The sequence below is a fragment of the Massilia paldalensis genome (genome assembly GCF_044901715.1).
In the GTDB taxonomy this organism is placed as follows: Bacteria; Pseudomonadota; Gammaproteobacteria; order Burkholderiales; family Burkholderiaceae_D; genus Telluria; species Telluria paldalensis.
The window spans coordinates 135,831-153,270 of sequence record NZ_JBJCIU010000002.1 but is presented as its reverse complement, the minus strand read 5'-3'; the positions used below and the strand labels follow the sequence as shown (position 1 = coordinate 153,270).

Here is a 17,440-nt window from a genome sequence, read left to right as displayed (position 1 = left end):
ACGCGTGCCAGAAGCGCTTGCCCTGGCCGGCGCCCCTGAGCTCAGGGGCAGCGCTTCATTGCGGTGCACAATGCGCGAAATGGGGGCATGTTCAAGAAACCGCCCGCACCAATCACGCGCCGGCCAGCGCTGGGCGGTGGATGGGGAAGGAAGAGATATAAGCGGCGGGGTCGGCGCCCGTCCAGGCCTTGCCGTCCATGAGGGTCGAGCTGCGCATCAGGCCGGACGGCGCCGGCACGCCGGCCACCAGCGCCGCCTCGCGGTACAGGCCGACCCGGTTGACCCTCGCGGCGATGGCCGCGTAATCGACCTCCTCGCGCAGCAGTCCCCAGCGCCGGTGCTGGGTCATGAACCACATGCCGTCGGACAGGTAGGGGAAATTGGCGGCGCCGCCGGCGTGGAACTGCTGCGGATCGGCGTCCTGCCAGCGCCTGCCCAGGCCGTTGTCGTAGTCGCCGCGCAGCCTGGCGGCGATCGCCTGGCGGTCGGCGTTCACGTAGGCGGGGCTGGACAGCACCTCGGCCACCGTGGCGCGGTGCTCCACGGACTCGTCGATCCAGCGCCCCGCTTCCAGCACGGCCGCCACGAGCGAGCGGCAGGCATGCGGATTGGCGTCGACGAAGGCGGCCGTGGCGCCCAGCGCCTTGCCAGGGTGGTCGGGCCAGATGTCCTGGCTGGCGGCGGCCGTGAAGCCGCTGCCGTCCAGCACGGCGCGCGCCCCCCAGGGTTCGCCGGCGCAGAAGCCGTCCATGTGGCCGGCCGCCAGATTGCCCGCCATCTGGCTGGGCGGCACCGTCGCCACCTGCACGTCGCGCAGCGGATCGATGCCGCCGGCGGCCAGCCAGTAATACAGGAACATCGCGTGGTCGCCGGTCGGGAAGGTGTGGGCGAACGTGAGGCGGCGCGGATTCGCGCGCTGCAGTGCGGCCAGCGACGCGAGGTCCGTCACGCCCTGCGCGGCGAGCGCGCGCGACAGCGTGATCGCCTGGCCGTTGCGCGACAAATTCATCAGCGCCGCCATGCGCGTGGCGGGCGTGCCGATGCCCGTCTCGATGCCGTACAGGAGGCCCGTCAGCAGGTGGCCGGCGTCGATCTCGCCGCCCAGCAGGCGGTCGCGCATGCCCGACCACGAATGCTGGCGGTGCAGCTCGATGCGGATGCCGTGCTTTTCGTCCAGCCCCAGCACGGACGCCATCACGACCGACGCGCAGTCGGTCAGCGGCATGAAGCCGACCCGGATCACGCCCTTTTCGGGGCGGTCGGAGCCGGTTATATAAGCACCTGCCATCTCGATTCCTTGCTTTCTAGTGATCGTCGCCCCTGCGAAGGCAGGGGCCCAATGTTGCGCGCGCCACCGGACCGCATGCGACATTGGATCCCTGCCTTCGCAGGGACGACGTATGTTTTTCAGCCGAGCAGGTCTTCTACATCGAGGATGCGCTGCGCCACCTCGGCCAGTTTCAGTTTCTTGTTCATCGCCATGCCGCGCAGCTTCTGGTACGCCTGCTCCTCGCTCAAGCCGCTCTTGGCCATCAGCACGCCCTTGGCGCGCTCGATCAGCTTGCGGTCGGCCAGCTGACGGCGCGTGTCGGACAACTCGTCCAGCAGCCGCTGCTCGCGCCGGAACCGCGCCAGCGCCACGTCCAGCACGGGCTTGACGCGCTCGGCCTGCAGTCCCGCCACGATGTAGGCCGACACGCCCGCGTCGATCGCCGCGTCCATGCTGGACGTCGTCTGGTCGTCGGTGAACAGCACGATCGGGCGCGGCTCGTCGCGGGTGGCGATGACGATGTGCTCGAGCACGTCGCGCGCATCGGATTCGCTGTCGATGATGATCATGTCGGGCTGGATTTGCGCGATCCGCTCGGGCAGGAAGATGTCGGCCGGCAGCGAGGCGACGATGTCGTAGCCCGATTCCAGCAGTCCGATGCGCAGCGCCGTGTTGCGCCGCGCCTGGGCTTCCAGGGCGGCTTCGCCGGCGTCGTCGGCCGGTGCCGTGTTGACGACGACGATGCGCAGGGTACGTGGAAGCTTCGGGGGCGATTTCATGCCTGGGGGACATGCAAGTTTCGGGCCATCGCCAGTGACGTTTCCCCACAGATATTCGACAACCGTATAACCGAAGTAAAGACGACGGATAGTTTCCATACAGAAAACATTCACAAAACTGATGCGACACATCACGAACTAAAAGTTTTTTTATGACGAGGACAGTCCTATACTGCATCGCAACACGAGAGATTTTTTACCGGAGATGAGCATGAATACCGCAACGATCACCCAGGCGCAGAACAAGGGACTGCGCCACCAGTTCGCCGAAGCCGCCGCCAAGCTGCGCGCTTTCGCCATCGAGATGTACACCGCCCACGGCGGCTGGTTCGTCGTCGATGCCGCCCAGTCGGGCAGCGGCGCCCTCGCCGCCGAAATGAACCGCATCAACGCCAAATAATAGGGAGCCTGTCATGACCGCCATCGAATACGTCACCGTCGCCATCTCGGCACTCGCCATCGTCACCCGCATCGTCATGTTCGTGCGTAACCCGTCGGTCAGCGCGCCGACCGAGCAGTGGGCCGCCGACTACCGTAACTGAAAGACTGCGGCCGCCCTACCGGCCGATCCGCCATCTCCCACGCCCGGCACTGGCCGGGCGTTGTTTTTTGTGCATCGCAATAGCACCCGTGCCGGGCGCTGTTATTACGCGTGCGCGCCACGCCTCCGCGCTTCCCGCCAATTCCGACCCCAGCCGCATGACGCGCTGAGCTAGAATGCTTTTTTGCAATCTCTCATGCACGCCTCCGACTGATGATCCGACTCCCCGCCCTGACCGTACTTGCCGCGCTGACCGCGCTGCCCGCCTTCGCCTCGACGCCCGTCACCCTCGACCAGGCCATGGCCCACCCCGACTGGATCGGCACGCCCGTGGAAGCAGCGTGGTGGAACTGGGACGGCAAGCAGGTGCTGTACAAGCAGAAGCGCACCGGCTCGCCCGTGCGCGACATCTTCCGCGTCGATGCGGGCAAGGCCGGCGCCAGCCAGGTCAAGGATGCCGAACTGGCGAAGCTGGACAGCCCGGACGTGCTGTTCAACCGCGAACGCACGCGCGCCATCGTCGTGCGCAACGGCGACCTGTTCGAGCGCGACCTGAAGACGGGCACGCTGGTCCAGGTCACGCGCGGCAACGGCGCCGTCATCGCGACCCCGCAATACAGCGCCGACGGCCGCGCGATCCAGTTCCGTTCCGGCGACGACTGGTACCAGTGGGACCGCCAGGATCGCGTACTGGCGCCGCTGGCCGTGATCCGCGCCGCCAAGGATCCGGCCGCGCAGGACCCGGACGCGCTGCGCGACCTGCAGCTGCGCCTGATCGCCACCCTCAAGCGCCAGAAGGACGAGCGCGACGCCACCCGCGCGCGCGCCGAGGAAGAGCGCCGCGCCGACCCGAGCCGCGCGCCGGCTCCCATCTACCTGGGCGACAAGATCGCCATCGTGAGCAGCGCCCTGTCGCCGGACGGCCGCTGGCTGCTGGTGGTGACGGGTCCGAAGGATGCGCCGAAAGGCCGCGTCGGCAAGATGCCGCGCTACGTCACCGAGAGCGGCTACGAGGAATTCTCGGACGAGCGCACCCGCGTGGGCCGCAATCCGCCGCAGGGCCACGGCCTGAAACTGGTCAACCTGGCCACGCGCGAGGTGAAGGACCTGGCGTTCGACGCCCTGCCCGGCATCGCCGTCGATCCGCTGGCCGCCATGCGCGTCGCGCAGAAGCTCGACCCGCTCAAGGGCAACCGCCCCGTCATGATCGGTTTCCGCGGCGAGGCGATCACCTGGAGCCAGGATGGCGCCAACGTGGCCGTGATGCTGCGCTCGGTCGATAACAAGGACCGCTGGATCGCCACCGTCGACCTGCCGCGCGCGGGCCTGAAACCCGTGCATCGCCTGGGCGACGAAGCCTGGGTCAACTACGACAACAACGAATTCGGCTGGCTGCCCGACGACAAGACCCTGTGGTACCTGTCCGAGGAAAGCGGCTACTCGCACCTGTACGTGCGCGACGCCGCGGGCAAGGCCCGCGCCCTCACGAGCGGCAAGTGGGAAGCGTCCGACGTGGCCTGGTCGGCCGACGGCCAGACGGCCTGGCTGCTGTGCAACCGCAAGACGCCGGGCGCCTACGAAGTCTGCGCCGTCTCCGCGAAGGACGGCGCCACGCGCGAAGTCAGCAGCCTGGATGGCGGCGTCGAGGACTTCCGCCTGTCGCCGGACCAGAAGAAGCTGCTGGTGCACTTCTCCGGCCCCTACCTGCCGCCGCAGATCGCCACGCTGCCATCGCATGGCGGCGCGGCCGTCAAGCTGACCGACACCCGCACGGCCGACTTCAAGGCGCGCGACTGGATCCAGCCGCAATTCGTCGCGGTGCCCTCGACCCACGGCGCCGACCCCGTGTGGGCCAAGCTGTACCGCCCCGCGCAGCTCGAACCGGGCAAGCAGTACCCGGTCGTGATGTTCGTGCACGGTGCCGGCTACCTGCAGAACGTGTCGCACCGCTACACGCCCTACTTCCGTGAGCAGATGTTCCACAACCTGCTGGTGCAGAAGGGCTACCTGGTGCTCGACATGGACTACCGCGCCTCGAAAGGCTACGGCGCCAAGTGGCGCACGGCGATCTACCGCCAGATGGGCCACCCGGAACTGGACGACTACCTGGACGGCGTGAACTGGATGGTGGCGAACCAGCAGGGCGACCGCGCCAAGGTCGGCATCTACGGCGGCAGCTACGGCGGCTTCATGACGCTGATCGGCATGCTGCGTGCGCCCGGCGTGTTCCAGGCCGGCGCCGCCCTGCGCCCGGTGACCGACTGGACCACCTACAACCACGAGTACACGGCCAACATCCTGAACACGCCGGAGCTGGACCCGGAAGCCTACAAGGTCTCGTCGCCGATCGAGTATGCGCAGAACCTGCAGGGCCACCTGCTGATCGCGCACGGCATGGTCGACGACAACGTGTTCTTCCAGGATTCGGTGCGCATGGCCCAGCGCCTGATCGAACTGAAGAAGGACAACTGGGAACTCGCCCCGTATCCAATGGAGCGCCACTCCTTCGTGCAGCCTGAGAGCTGGTACGACGAGTACCGCCGCATCTACCAACTGTTCGAACGCACGTTGAAGCAGTAGGCTGGCCGTCATGATCCCGCGCTTCCTGCCGCTGCCGCTGCTGCTGCCACTCGTGCTGGCCCTGCCCGCGCAGGCCCAGTCCACCTACGTCGGCCTGCCGGAGACCGGCACGGTGGACGACGGCAAGGTCACGGCGAGCCGCTACGGCGCCGAGGGTTCCGCATCGGGGTCTGCACCTGCGCCTGCGCGCAGGATCACCGGCGGCATCACGGGCGTGTTCGTGGAGAGCACGGCCAAGGAGGCCCAGGAGCGCGTTCCCGTCACCTTCGGCCAGGTGTTCGCGCCGGGCGACGTGAAAGCGTCCGACCGGCTGGTGGGCAGGCTTGCCGATGGCAGAGCGCTGCCGCTGCAGGTCGACGCCAAGGCGCGCCACCCGGACGGCTCGCTGCGCCACGCCGTGGTCAGCGCCATCGTGCCCAAGCTGGCGCCCGGCGAATCGCTGATGCTGGCCATCGCCAAGGAGGCGGACGGCAAACCCGCCGCCGCCAGGGCCATCTCGCCCGCCGAGCTGCTGGCGCAAGGGTTCCAGGCCGGCGTGACGGTGCGCCTGGATGGCCGCGAGTGGAGCGCATCCGCCGCGCGCCTGCTGGCCGGCAAGCAGGTCAAGGCCTGGCTGGCGGGACCGCTGGCCGGCGAATGGCTGGTGTCCGCGCCGCTCGTCGATGCGCGCGGCGAGGCCCACCCGCACCTGGCGGCGCGCTTCGCGATCCGCTGGTATCCGCAAGCCAGGCAGGCACGGGTCGACGTCACCGTCGAAAACGACTGGGCCTACGAACCGGGTCCGCGCAACTTCACCTACGATGCTGCCGTCAGTGTCGGCGGCAAGGAGGTGTACGCGCAGTCCGCGCTCGTCCATTACCACCATGCGCGCTGGCGCAAGGTGTTCTGGTGGGGCGGCGACGGCGCCGCGCCCGCCCTGCACCTGCGTTACGACACGCCCTACCTGATCGCCTCGCGCGCGCTGCCCAACTACGACCAGTCGGTGCGCGTCTCCGGCGCCGCGCTGGCCGAGATGGGATCGCGCTGGAACGGCAAGAACGTCGAGCCGATGGGCACGGGCCTGACGACGGCCTATATGCCGATGACGGGCGGGCGCAACGACATCGGCCTCCTGCCCGGCTGGGCCGCCATGTACCTGCTGAGCATGGATGCGCGCGCCGCCCGCGCCACCTACGGCAGCGCCGACCTGGCCGGCAGCTTCTCGATGCACTACCGCGACAAGCGCACGGGCGATCCCGTCAGCCTGGTCGATTACCCCTACATGACCATGCTGGGCCATCCCGGCGACACGTTCAACCCGGCCACCGGCAAGCGCGAGGAATTTCCCGGATGCGCCGCGCCCGATGCCTGCAAGACGCCGTACACCCACGACATCGCGCACCAGCCGAACCTGGCCTACCTGCCCTACCTGCTGAGCGGCGATCGCTACTATCTCGACGAGCTGCTGTTCTGGGCCAGCTACGACGTGTTCGCGTCCAACCCCGGCTACCGGGACAACGTCAAGGGCCTGCTCCGGCCCGAGCAGGTGCGCGGCCAGGCATGGGCCCTGCGCACGCTGGCCGAGGCGGCCTACATCGCGCCGGACAACGAGCGCCTGAAGGGGCATCTGGCCGGCATCCTCGACCACAACCTGGCGTGGTACAACAAGACCTACACGGACAACCCGCAGGCCAACCGGCTCGGCGCGATCGTCAACGGCTATGCGCTGGGCTACCGGAACGGCACGGGCCTCGCGCCGTGGCAGGACGACTTCTTCACGGCGGCGGTCGGACACGCGGCCGAACTGGGCTTTCCCCAGGCGCGGCGCCTGCTGGCCTGGAAAGCGCGCTTCCCGATCGCGCGCATGACCGCTCCCGGCGCCTGCTGGATCGACGCCGCCGCCTACGAGATGGTCGTCAAAAAATCGGCCGAGGGGCCCTTCCTCGACTCCATGGCCGACGTCTATGCCGCGACCCACACGCCCGAGGTGCGCGCGCTGCCCTGCGGCGGATCCGAGATGGCGGCTGCCTTCAAGCTGCGCCCGGGGGAAATGACGGGCTTCGCGAACGGGGCGATGGGCTATCCGTCGAACATGCAGCCGGCCCTCGCATTCGCTGCCGACGTCGGCGGCGAGGCAGGCAAGAAGGCATGGCGCCAGTTCATGGCGCGCAGCGTCAAGCCGGACTACAGCGCGGCGCCGCAGTTCGCCATCGTGCCGCGCAGCGCGGCGGGCGACGAGGAGCGGGCACCGGCCCCCTAGGGCGGGCACGCCATCCCCAGAGGCTTGGAGCGTGTTTGACTGTTTCTAGACAGTTGACATCATTAATCCAGTAACACGTCGTTCCCGGCATTGCCGGAAACGACTCCCGGCGCAGGCCGGGATCCAATATTGCTGGCGTGGCGGCGCAACGAACTCGGGCCCCTGCCTGCGCAAGGGCGACGGTTTCACTGTTAGCTGGAAAACGCAGTCAGATAGACCCTAGCCCAGGAAGTCGAGCAGCGTCAGCGCCACCACCTTGGTGGCCTTGCGCAGGTCGTCCAGGGCCAAGCGCTCGTCGGCCTTCTTGGCATTCGACTCCGGCACCGTGCGCGGGCCGGCGCCGTACAGCACGGCCGGGATGCCGCGCTCGCCGTACAGGCGCGCGTCCGCATACAGCGGCGTGCCCTTCGCCTGCGGCGCCTCGCCCAGGATCGCCTCGCCATGGCGCTGCAGGCTGGCCACCAGCCTGGCCGAACCGGGCAGCGGGCGCAGCGCCTGCGACAGCAGCAGGCGCCGGATCTCGAGCCGGATGCCGGGCAGGCCGCGCACGGCATCCTCGACGAGCGCGCGCACCTGGGCCTCCACGGCCACCGGGTCTTCCTCGGGAATCATGCGCCGGTCCATCTTCATGACCACCTTGCCCGGCACCACGTTGGTATTGGTGCCGCCGTCGATGCGGCCCACCAGCATGGTCGGCGAATCGATGCCGGGCACCTGCGAGCGGATCTTCTTCAGTTCGGGCAGCTGCCCGTAGATGGCATTCAGGATCTTCGTCGCGGCCTGCAGCGCATCGACGGCCGTCTCCGGCATGGCGCCATGGCCGGCCTTGCCGTGCACGGTGATCTCCAGCTGCAGGCAGGCGTTGTGGGCGGTGACGATGTCGTAGGAGAAGCCGGCGGCGATCACGAAGTCGGGCTGCGTCAATCCCTGCTCCAGCAGCCAGCCGGGGCCCAGCAGGCCGCCGAATTCCTCGTCGTAGGTGAAGTGCAGCTCGAGCGCCCCCTTCAGCGGCACGCCCAGCGCCTCCAGCGCGCGCGCGGCAAACACATAGGTGGCGAAGTCGCTCTTCGACACCGCCGCCGCGCGGCCATAGATGTAGCCATCCTCGACCACGCCGCCGTAGGGCGGCTTGCTCCAGCCCTCGCCCGGCGGGACCACGTCGCCGTGGGCATTCAGCGCCACGGTCGGGCCGCCGGCGCCGTACGGACGGCGCACGATCAGGTTGGTGATGCTTTCCATGCCGTAGTCGCGCACCTGCTGCGCCGGCACCGCGTGCCGCTCGGCCGTCCAGCCCCACGCCTCCACCATGCGCGCCACGCCTTCCGCGTGCGGCGCGTTGTTGCCGGGCGGGGTGTCGGTCGGGACGCGGATCACGTCCTGCAAAAACGCCACCTGTTCGTCGAAGTGCGCGTCGATCCAGGCCAGCAGTCGTTCTCGGTTCGGTTCCATCATGTGTTCAATTCGTCTTGGCGCCGGACTCGAACCAGGCCGCGACCTGGGCCCGTTCCGCATCCGTCATATTGGTGAGGTTCGCCAGCGGCATGGCCTTGAGCTGCACCGCCTGCTGGTAGATGCGCGCGGCGTTCTGGCCGATGCCGTGCACGTCGTCCAGCGCCACGCCGGCCGGCGCGGTGGCGAAGCCCGGCTGGGTCGGATGGGCCGCATGGCAGGAGACGCAGCGCTGGTCGATGATGGTCCTGACCGCGGCGAACTGCGCGGCCGACGACGGTGCGGACGCCGCCCGGTTGCCCGCGAAGCCCGGCGGTGGCGGCAGCAGCGCCACCATCGTCGCCAGCAGGATCGCCACGCCGATGGCCGGGTATTTCCATGCGATGCGGCCCTTGTGGCGCAGGTTGAAGAAGTGGCGGATGAACACGCCGGCCAGCATGATCGCGGCCAGCACCAGCCAGGCATGGTCGTGGCGGTAGGTCATCGCGAAGTGGTTGCTGATCATGATGAACAGCACCGGCAGCGTGAAGTAGTTGTTGTGGACGCTGCGCTGCTTGCCGCGGATGCCGTAGATGGGGTCGGGCTTCCTGCCGGCGACCATCTCGTTCACCATCTTGCGCTGGCCCGGAATGATCACCATCGCCACGTTGGCGACCATGATGGTGCCGATCATCGCCCCCACGTGGATGTAGGCGGCGCGCCCGCTCAGGAAATGCGTCAGCACCCAGGCGGCGCCGACGAGCAGCAGGTAGACGACGGCGCCGAACGCCAGGTCGTGCTTGCCCAGCTTCGAGCGGCACAGCAGGTCGTAGACGATCCAGCCGACCACGAGGCTGGCCAGTCCCACGCCGATGGCCTGCCAGGAAGAGAGGTCGGCCACGCCGCGGTCGACCATCATGGCCTGGGCATTGAAGTAATAGACGATGGTGAGCAGCGCGAAGCCGGACAGCCAGGTCGAATAGGCTTCCCACTTGAACCAGTGCAGTTCCTTGGGCAGCTGGGCGGGGGCCGCCATGTACTTCTGCGGGTTGTAGAAGCCGCCGCCGTGCACGGCCCACAGTTCGCCGGACACGCCCTTCTGTGCGAGGTCGGAGCCGGGCGCCGGCGGGCGCAGCGAGTTGTCGAGCCAGACGAAATAGAAGGAAGCGCCGATCCAGGCGATGCCCGTGATGACGTGCAGCCAGCGCACCAGCAGGTTCATCCACTCCAGGCCGTAAGGCAGGTAATATCCGAGCAACTCCATGGGCATCCTTTAGACGTCGATGAATCGAAGATACGCTGGTTTTATTTTATACAACATGAAATATGCCGTATATTCGACATACTCACACAGATATACGTGTCCGCACGCGCCATGTCCAGCCTTCCCCAGCACCTCGACCTGCACCTGATCCGCATCCTGTACCTGCTGCTGGTCGAGAAGAACGTCTCGCGGGTGGCGCTCAAGCTGAACCAGCCGCAGCCTTCGATCTCGGCCTCGCTGCGCAAGCTGCGCGAGCTGACGGGCGATCCGCTGCTGGTGCGCGGGGCGCGCGGCATGGTGCCGACCCAGCATGGCGAGAGCCTGCTGAAACCGGCCAAGCGCATCCTCGACGAGACGGAGAGCCTGTTCATCCGCAAGTCGCCGTTCGTGCCCGAGGAGGCCGCGCGCACCTTCCACATCGCCGCGCCGGACTACCTGGACACCCAGTTCCTGCCGAACGTGGTCGCCAGCATCCGGCGTGGCTCGCCCAACAGCCGGGTCGCGCTGCACCACCTGGGACCGGGCACCGACTACCTGCGCATGCTGTCCGACGGCGAGATGGACCTCGTCATCGCCAACTGGGACGAGCCGCCCGCCCACCTGCACATCTCGAAACTGTTCGAGGACCCGATCACCTGCGTGATGCGCGCTGACAGCGCCTATGCCAGGCGCACGGCCAGCGACGCCATGACGCTGGACGACTACCTGACGCTGCCGCACGTGGCGCCGGCCGCCATGCTGCCCGGCTACCACGGCGTGATCGATGCCTTCCTGGAGCGCCAGGGCCTGCAGCGCAGGGTGGCCGTCGAGTCGCCCTACTTCGGCCTGATCCCCTACATGCTGACGCAGACCGACCTGGTGCTGACCACGGGCCGCCAGTTCATCCGCTTCTACGAGAACACGCTGCCCCTGAAGACCTTCACGGTGCCGCTGAAATTCCCGCCGATGCGCTTCTACCAGCTGTGGCACCAGCGCGTGCACCAGTCGGCCGAGCACAAATGGCTGCGCGACCAGGTGACGGCGGCGGCCCGCGCCTTGGTCAAACGCTGACGCGCGTATAGCCGTCATCATGGCCGGCGTATGAACGGGACGGCGACGGGACGTATCATCGGCTGCTTCGATCGGAGAATTGTGCATGACGACACTTGCGGACCTCAATCGCCTGGACCTGCCGGGCTTCGTGCAGGCGCTGCACGGCATCTACGAGCATTCGCCCTGGATACCCGAGCGCGCGGCCGCGCGCCGTCCCTTCGCCAGCCTGGCCGCACTGAAGCTGGCGCTGCAGGACGAGGTGACGCAGGCCGGCCGTGACGAGCAGCTGTCGCTGCTGCGCGCCCACCCGGAACTGGCCGGCAAGGCGGCGATCGCGGGCACGCTCACGGCCGAATCGACGGGCGAGCAGGCCGCCTCGGGCCTGGACCGCTGCAGCCCGGAAGAATACGCGGCCCTGCACGAACTGAATGCCGCCTACCGCGCCAAGTTCGGCTTTCCCTTCATCCTCGCCGTCAAGGGACCGACCGGGAAAGGCTTGACGCGCCAGGCCGTCATCGCCGCCTTCCGCCGGCGCCTGGCGAGCCAGCCGCAGGCCGAGATGGACGAATGCCTGCGCCAGGTGCACCGCATCGCCGAGATCCGCCTGAACGCCCTCCTCGGCGTCGACCTGCCCCTCGGCCCCGCCATCATGGACTGGGCCGAGCAGCTCGGCGCCATCAGCGACGACGAGCAGAATCTGACCTGCGCCTACATGACAGAGGCCCACCAGCGCACCGCGCACCAGCTGGCCGCGTGGATGCGGGATGCCGGCATGGACGTGCACATCGACGCCGTCGGCAACGTCGTCGGGCGCTACGCCGCGGCGGCGCCGGCGGCACCCGCGGCGAAGACGCTGCTCACCGGCTCGCACTACGACACGGTGAGGAACGGCGGCAAGTACGACGGCCGCCTGGGCATCCTGCTGCCGCTGGCCATCGTGCGCCACCTGCACGCGCGCGGCGAACGCCTGCCCTTCCACCTGGATGTCGTCGGCTTCGCGGAGGAGGAAGGCGTGCGCTTCAAGAGCACCTTCCTGGGCAGCAGCGCGCTGGCCGGGCGCTTCGACATGGCGCAGCTGGACCAGGTCGATGCCGACGGCATCACGATGCGCGCGGCGCTGCAGGCGGCCGGCCACGACCCACACGCCATTCCCGCCATCGCCCGCGACCCGGCCACGCTGCTCGGCTATGTCGAGGTGCACATCGAGCAGGGACCGGTGCTGCTGGAGCGCGGCCTGCCGCTGGGCGTCGTCACGGCGATCGCCGGCAGTTCGCGCTACCTCGTCGACCTGCAGGGCGTGGCCAGCCATGCGGGCACGACGCCGATGGCCATGCGCCGCGACGCCGCCGCGGCGGCCGCCGAGATCGTGCTGCTGGTCGAGCGCCGCTGCGGCGGGCGCGGCGCGCTGGTGGGCACCGTCGGCCAGCTGGCCGTGCCGGGCGGCTCCGTCAACGTGATCCCGGGCCGCTGCCGCCTGTCGCTCGACATCCGCGCCGCCGAGGACGGCGAGCGCCTGGCCGCCGTGCAGGACATCCTGGACGGCATCGCCGCCATCTGCGCGCGGCGCGGCATCGCCCACGAGGTCGAGACGCTGGTGCAGGCGGCCGCCGTGCCGTGCGCGCCCCGGCTGATGGAGCAGCTGGGCGCCGCCGTCGAACGGGCCGGCCTGCCCCGCTTCGACCTGCCGTCCGGCGCCGGCCACGACGCCATGGCGCTGGCGGGATTGACCGACGTCGCCATGCTGTTCACGCGCTGCGGCAACGGCGGCATCAGCCACAATCCGCTCGAGACCATGACGGCCGACGATGCCGACATCGCCGCCGCCGTGCTGCTCGACTTTTTCCGTTCCCACGCCTGAAAGGCCGCAGCATGTCCCTCGCCTGGACCGATTCGACGGAGCACGTCGACTGGCACGAACTGGCCGAGCTGTACCGCGTGGCGCCGCTGGCGCGCAAGGCGCCGGACGATTTGCGCCGCGCCTTCGGCAACAGCATGTTCAAGCGCTTCGTGTTCGACGACGGGAAACTGGTGGCGGCCGGCCGCGTGCTGGCGGACGGCGTCGATGTCGCCTACCTGTGCGACGTCGCCCTGCTGCCCGATTACCAGGGCCGGGGGCTGGGCCGCGCCCTCGTCGCCGACCTGCTGGCGCTGGCCCGGGGCCACAAGAAGATCTTCCTGTATGCCGTGCCGGGCAAGGAAGGCTTTTATGCGAACCTGGGATTTCGGCGCATGACGACGGCCATGGCCATTTTCGAGGACCCGGCCGCCGCGCACGCGCGCGGCTACCTGCAGGACGCCTGACGGCGCCTCACCTGGTTGCCGCGATCCAGCGCTCGACGCGCGCCTGCAGGATCGGCAGCGGCAGCGTGCCGTCGCCCAGCACGACGGCGTGGAAGCCCGCGTAGCTGAACTTCGGTCCCAGTTCCCGGCGGGCGCGCTCGCGCAGCTCGAGGATCTTCAGCGCGCCGACCTTGTAGGCAAGCGCCTGGCCCGGCCATACCATGTAGCGCTCGATCTGGTTGGCGGCCCGCGCCTCGTCGTAGCCCAGCACCTCGCGCGCGTACGCGATCGCCTTCTCGCGCGACCAGCCCTGGGCGTGCATGCCCGTGTCGACGACGAGGCGCACGGCGCGCAGCAGCTCGTCGTTCAGGTGGCCGTAGTAATAGGCGGGGTCCTCGTACAGGCCGAATTCCTTGCCCAGGGTCTCGCAGTACAGCGCCCAGCCTTCCGCGTAGGCGGCGGCGCTCGGGTGCTCGGTGAAGAACTTGCGGAAGTCCGGCAGGGGCAATTCCTTCAGCAGCGCCGCGTGCAGGTGGTGGCCCGGCACGCCCTCGTGCAGCAGCAGCGTCGCCATGCCGGTCGTGTCGTACTCCTTCGGGTCGTTGACGACGACCCAGAAGGTGCCCGGATGCGAGCCGTCGGCGGCCACCGGCGTGTAGTGGTCGGACGCCGTCGCGCGGGTCAGTTCCGGCTCCGGCTGGATGTCCAGCTTCGCCTTCGGCAGCAGCGTGAAATAGGCGGGCAGCTTGCCCTCGACGGTCGCGTACAGCTGGCGGTAGCGCGCCAGGACCTGAGCCTCGCTCGTGAAGGGCTTGAAGTGCCGCTGCGCCGCGACCCAGTGCGGGAACTGGTCCAGCGGGCCGTCGTAGCCCAGCGCATGGATGTCGTCGCGCGCCAGCTTCGCCATCTCGGCGCGGATGCGCGCGACTTCCTTCAGGCCCAGCGCGTGGATGTCGTCGGGCGCCAGGTCGAGGTTCGTATTGTTGCGGATGCGCGCGCGGTACCAGGCGGCGCCGTCCGGCAGCGCGCCGTAGCCCGCGCTCGCGCGGCCGGCCGCCAGGTAGTCCTTCTCCAGGAAGGCATTCAACCGTCCCAGCGCGGCATCGATGGCGACGGCGGCCTGGCGGTAGCCGGCCGTGAGCTGGCGCCGGTCCTGTTCGGGGAAATCCGCCGGCATGTTCTTCACGGGCGTGTAGTAGACGCTCGTCTCGGGCGTGGCGCTTCTCAGCTGGCGGAACTGCGGCAGCATGCGCTCGGTGATGACCTTCGGCTGCACGACCCCGACGTGGATGCCCTCCTTCATGTTGGCGACGGCCTGGTCGATCCATGCGGGCAGCTGCTCCAGGCGGCGCAGGTAGGCCCGGTACTGGGCCGGCGTGCCGAGCGGCTGCGAACCCGTGCCGCCGGCATAGTTGGCCAGGTTGCTGGGCACGTTGTCGAACTGGTTCAGCGGCAGCAGGTGTTCCGGGAAGCGTTCCAGGTCGAGCTGGCTGCGGATTTCCGCTTCCAGGATGTCGCGGTTCAGCTGCGCCGCCGGCGCCAGGCGCGCGCGGTCGATGGCCTGCAGCTGCTCCAGCAAGGCATGGTTCTGCGCCAGGTAGCGCTGCCGCACCTGCGGCGCGATCGCCATGCCGAGCTGATCGTCGTAGCGGCCGTCGCCGTTCGCCGTCGCGTACAGCAGGGGGTCGAAGCGCGCGCGGGCATCGTAGAAGCGCGCGGCGAGGTCATTCACCTGGCGTTCGGCGGCCGGGACGGCGGCAGCGGCATGGGCAGGCAGGATGGGAACGGCGAGGAGGGGCGCGCAGGACAGTGCGGCAAGCAGGGAGGCGACGGGGACGGCGGAGACGGCGGAGATAAACGGCGGACGGGGCATGGACATCCTTTCAGTGAATGCCGAAAAGGATACAACAGTCGCGTTGCCCGCCCCCGGATTGCGGTCGCCCGTCAGGCCGCGGGCGCCGCGTGGCTGCGTGGACCCACGGACTCGGCGATGCGCGCGACGAGCGCCCCCGCCTCCACCGGCTTGGCCATGTAGTCGGTGAAGCCGGCCTGCAGTGCCCGCTCGCGGTCGCCCTGGCGCGTGAACGCGGTCAGGGCGATGGCGGGGACGTCGCCCCCGCAGCCTTCGCGGCGGCGGATGCGGCGCATCAGCTCGAAGCCGTCGACGTCGGGCATGCCGATGTCGCTGACGATCACGTCGGGGCGTTCGCGCTCGAGCAGGTCGAGGGCGCAGCCGGCATTCGACGCCGTCACGGTCGAGGCGCCGCTGACCTTCAGGATCCGTTCCAGCACGTCGAGCGTATCGGGTGCGTCGTCGACCACCAGCACCTTCACGCCGGACAGGTCGGTCAGGCCCGTGCCCTGCCAGTCCTGCGCCGCCGCGGCCTGTACGGGGACCGATGCGGGCCGCAGGGCCGGCGCCGGTTCGCGCAGCAGCGGCAGGCGCACGGTGAACGTGGCGCCCGCATGCGCGCCCGGGCTGTCGACCTCGATGGTGCCGCCGTGCAGCTCGACCAGCTGGCGCGCGATCGACAGCCCCAGTCCGAGCCCGCCATGGCGGCGCGTGATCGACGCGTCCTGCTGGCGGAAGCGGTCGAACACGTGCGGCAGGAACTCGGGGTCGATGCCGATGCCCGAATCGATCACGCGCAGCACCATGTCGTCGCCGTCGCGCGCCAGCAGCACCTGCACGGTGCCGCCGGCGGGGGTGAACTTGACGGCGTTCGACATCAGGTTCCACATCACCTGCTGCAGGCGCGCGGGGTCGGCCAGCACCATGCCGGCGCCGCCGCCGATGTCGCGTCCGATGGCCGGGCGCAGCACGATCTGCTTGGCCACGGCGGCCGGATGCACGGTGGCCAGCGCCGACTCGACGATGCGCGCCGGATCGACGGGCTGTACCTCCAGGCGCAGGGTGCCGGACATGATGCGGCTCATGTCGAGCAGGTCGTCGATCAGCTGGCCCTGGGCGCGCGCGTTGCGCTCGATGGTGTCCAGGCCGCGCTTGACGGTGGCCGGGTCCTTGCCGCCGCGCTGCAGCATGGCGGCCCAGCCCATGATGGCATTGAGCGGCGTGCGTAGCTCGTGCGACAGCGTGGCCAGGAATTCGTCCTTCATCGCGCTCAGGTGTTCGGCCTCGTCGCGTGCGGCGCGCTCGCGCAGCAGCAGGTCCTGGCGTTCCTCGGCCATGGCCTGGAACATGGCGAGCATGCGGCCGTTGGCCTCCAGTCGCGCGTCGAACACGGACATGGCGAGCGCCAGCGCCAGCACGCACAGGGTCGCGATGATGACCAGGGTCGCCACGCCCGCGTGGTCGACGCCGCCATCCGCGGCGCGGCACACGCTGCCTTCCGGGAAGCCGGCCGCCGCCATGCCCGTGTAGTGCATGCCGGCGATGGCGGTGCCCATGACGGCGGCCGCTCCCAGCCGTGCCATCCATACGCGCGGCGCGTTGCGGCGCAGCCTGAAGGCGATCCACAGCGCCAGCGCCGAGGCGCCGATGGCGATCGCCACGGACAGCGCGAACAGTAGCGGGTCGTAGACGATGCCCGGCGCCATGCGCATCGCGGCCATGCCCGTGTAGTGCATCGCATTGATGCCGAGGCCCATCAGCACGGCGCTGACGGCCAGGCGCCTGGGATGCAGGTGGGCGCGGCCGGCCTGCCACAGCGCCAGGCCGGAGGCGGCGATCGGCAGCAGCAGGGAAACGATGGTGATGGGAATATCGAAGCCGGTCGGAATCGGCAACCGGAACGCCAGCATGCCGATGAAGTGCATGGCCCAGATGCCCGACCCCAGAGCCACGGCGCCGCCCACGGTCCAGGCCAGCATGGCGCGCCCCTGGGCATGGGCCACCCGTCCGGCCAGCCCGAGCGCCGCGTACGACGCCACCATGGCGACCAGGATGGAGGCCAGTACCAACGGCGTTTCATAATATCCGGTCAGCATGTCGGCTCTATCGGAGGAGGACTGTGAACGTATGCTACCACCAGCCGCGCCGGCCGGAACAGGCCTGACGGCCAGTCCG

Annotated in this window: 13 protein-coding genes; 7 read left to right on the top strand and 6 right to left on the bottom strand. The window is 69.2% G+C overall.

Going from position 1 to position 17,440, the window contains the following annotated elements; translation table 11 throughout:
* Positions 1-112: 112 nt before the first annotated feature.
* Positions 113-1,288: a CmpA/NrtA family ABC transporter substrate-binding protein gene (locus tag ACI1V7_RS10485; RefSeq protein ID WP_404531705.1), complete on the bottom strand. Its 1,176-nt coding sequence runs from the start codon at positions 1,286-1,288 to the stop codon at positions 113-115.
* Positions 1,289-1,407: 119 nt separating this feature from the next.
* A complete protein-coding gene (locus ACI1V7_RS10480; RefSeq protein ID WP_404531704.1) occupies positions 1,408-2,049 on the bottom strand; it encodes an ANTAR domain-containing response regulator in 642 nt (213 codons plus the stop codon).
* 211 nt (positions 2,050-2,260) lie between these two features.
* Between ACI1V7_RS10480 and ACI1V7_RS10475 the strand changes: the two genes are divergently transcribed.
* The 4 genes from ACI1V7_RS10475 (at position 2,261) to ACI1V7_RS10460 (ending at position 7,409) form a co-directional block, all read left to right on the top strand.
* On the top strand, positions 2,261-2,449 hold the full coding sequence (locus tag ACI1V7_RS10475; RefSeq protein WP_404531703.1) for a hypothetical protein: 189 nt from the start codon (positions 2,261-2,263) through the stop codon (positions 2,447-2,449).
* Between the two features lie 13 nt (positions 2,450-2,462).
* Complete coding sequence (locus ACI1V7_RS10470; protein ID WP_404531702.1) at positions 2,463-2,591, top strand: hypothetical protein; 129 nt, start codon at positions 2,463-2,465, stop codon at positions 2,589-2,591.
* 212 nt (positions 2,592-2,803) lie between these two features.
* Entirely contained in the window at positions 2,804-5,170 is a 2,367-nt protein-coding gene (locus ACI1V7_RS10465) for a prolyl oligopeptidase family serine peptidase (protein ID WP_404531701.1), read from the top strand.
* Positions 5,171-5,180: 10 nt separating this feature from the next.
* The gene (locus tag ACI1V7_RS10460; RefSeq protein WP_404531700.1) at positions 5,181-7,409 is read left to right on the top strand and encodes an RIFT barrel domain-containing protein; all 2,229 of its coding nucleotides are present in this window, start codon (positions 5,181-5,183) and stop codon (positions 7,407-7,409) included.
* Between the two features lie 219 nt (positions 7,410-7,628).
* Here the strand turns inward: ACI1V7_RS10460 and ACI1V7_RS10455 are convergent, their stop codons facing one another.
* On the bottom strand, positions 7,629-8,858 hold the full coding sequence (locus ACI1V7_RS10455; RefSeq protein ID WP_404532509.1) for a M20/M25/M40 family metallo-hydrolase: 1,230 nt from the start codon (positions 8,856-8,858) through the stop codon (positions 7,629-7,631).
* A 7-nt stretch (positions 8,859-8,865) separates the two neighbouring features.
* A complete protein-coding gene (locus ACI1V7_RS10450; RefSeq protein WP_404531699.1) occupies positions 8,866-10,101 on the bottom strand; it encodes a urate hydroxylase PuuD in 1,236 nt (411 codons plus the stop codon).
* Positions 10,102-10,212: 111 nt separating this feature from the next.
* Between ACI1V7_RS10450 and ACI1V7_RS10445 the strand changes: the two genes are divergently transcribed.
* From ACI1V7_RS10445 to ACI1V7_RS10435, 3 genes are all read left to right on the top strand, one after another.
* Positions 10,213-11,151, top strand: coding sequence for a LysR substrate-binding domain-containing protein (locus ACI1V7_RS10445; RefSeq protein ID WP_404531697.1), 939 nt, complete (start codon positions 10,213-10,215; stop codon positions 11,149-11,151).
* Positions 11,152-11,236: 85 nt separating this feature from the next.
* The gene (locus tag ACI1V7_RS10440; protein ID WP_404531696.1) at positions 11,237-12,991 is read left to right on the top strand and encodes an allantoate amidohydrolase; all 1,755 of its coding nucleotides are present in this window, start codon (positions 11,237-11,239) and stop codon (positions 12,989-12,991) included.
* A gap of 11 nt (positions 12,992-13,002) precedes the next feature.
* Complete coding sequence (locus tag ACI1V7_RS10435) at positions 13,003-13,434, top strand: GNAT family N-acetyltransferase (protein ID WP_404531695.1); 432 nt, start codon at positions 13,003-13,005, stop codon at positions 13,432-13,434.
* Between the two features lie 7 nt (positions 13,435-13,441).
* Here ACI1V7_RS10435 and ACI1V7_RS10430 read toward each other — a convergent pair whose 3' ends face one another.
* Both ACI1V7_RS10430 and ACI1V7_RS10425 read right to left on the bottom strand, forming a co-directional pair.
* Positions 13,442-15,286 (bottom strand): DUF885 domain-containing protein, encoded by a 1,845-nt coding sequence (locus tag ACI1V7_RS10430; RefSeq protein ID WP_404531694.1) that lies wholly within the window; start codon positions 15,284-15,286, stop codon positions 13,442-13,444.
* Between the two features lie 71 nt (positions 15,287-15,357).
* On the bottom strand, positions 15,358-17,361 hold the full coding sequence (locus ACI1V7_RS10425) for an MHYT domain-containing protein (protein ID WP_404531693.1): 2,004 nt from the start codon (positions 17,359-17,361) through the stop codon (positions 15,358-15,360).
* Positions 17,362-17,440: the final 79 nt, after the last annotated feature.

Excerpts from the sequence above, each read along its gene's own strand:
- ACI1V7_RS10485 (WP_404531705.1), bottom strand. The coding sequence starts at position 1,288 with ATGGCAGGTGCTTATATAACCGGCTCCGACCGCCCCGAAAAGGGCGTG.
- ACI1V7_RS10480 (WP_404531704.1), bottom strand. The coding sequence starts at position 2,049 with ATGAAATCGCCCCCGAAGCTTCCACGTACCCTGCGCATCGTCGTCGTC.
- ACI1V7_RS10475 (WP_404531703.1), top strand. The coding sequence starts at position 2,261 with ATGAATACCGCAACGATCACCCAGGCGCAGAACAAGGGACTGCGCCAC.
- ACI1V7_RS10470 (WP_404531702.1), top strand. The coding sequence starts at position 2,463 with ATGACCGCCATCGAATACGTCACCGTCGCCATCTCGGCACTCGCCATC.
- ACI1V7_RS10465 (WP_404531701.1), top strand. The coding sequence starts at position 2,804 with ATGATCCGACTCCCCGCCCTGACCGTACTTGCCGCGCTGACCGCGCTG.
- ACI1V7_RS10460 (WP_404531700.1), top strand. The coding sequence starts at position 5,181 with ATGATCCCGCGCTTCCTGCCGCTGCCGCTGCTGCTGCCACTCGTGCTG.
- ACI1V7_RS10455 (WP_404532509.1), bottom strand. The coding sequence starts at position 8,858 with ATGGAACCGAACCGAGAACGACTGCTGGCCTGGATCGACGCGCACTTC.
- ACI1V7_RS10450 (WP_404531699.1), bottom strand. The coding sequence starts at position 10,101 with ATGGAGTTGCTCGGATATTACCTGCCTTACGGCCTGGAGTGGATGAAC.
- ACI1V7_RS10445 (WP_404531697.1), top strand. The coding sequence starts at position 10,213 with ATGTCCAGCCTTCCCCAGCACCTCGACCTGCACCTGATCCGCATCCTG.
- ACI1V7_RS10440 (WP_404531696.1), top strand. The coding sequence starts at position 11,237 with ATGACGACACTTGCGGACCTCAATCGCCTGGACCTGCCGGGCTTCGTG.
- ACI1V7_RS10435 (WP_404531695.1), top strand. The coding sequence starts at position 13,003 with ATGTCCCTCGCCTGGACCGATTCGACGGAGCACGTCGACTGGCACGAA.
- ACI1V7_RS10430 (WP_404531694.1), bottom strand. The coding sequence starts at position 15,286 with ATGCCCCGTCCGCCGTTTATCTCCGCCGTCTCCGCCGTCCCCGTCGCC.
- ACI1V7_RS10425 (WP_404531693.1), bottom strand. The coding sequence starts at position 17,361 with ATGCTGACCGGATATTATGAAACGCCGTTGGTACTGGCCTCCATCCTG.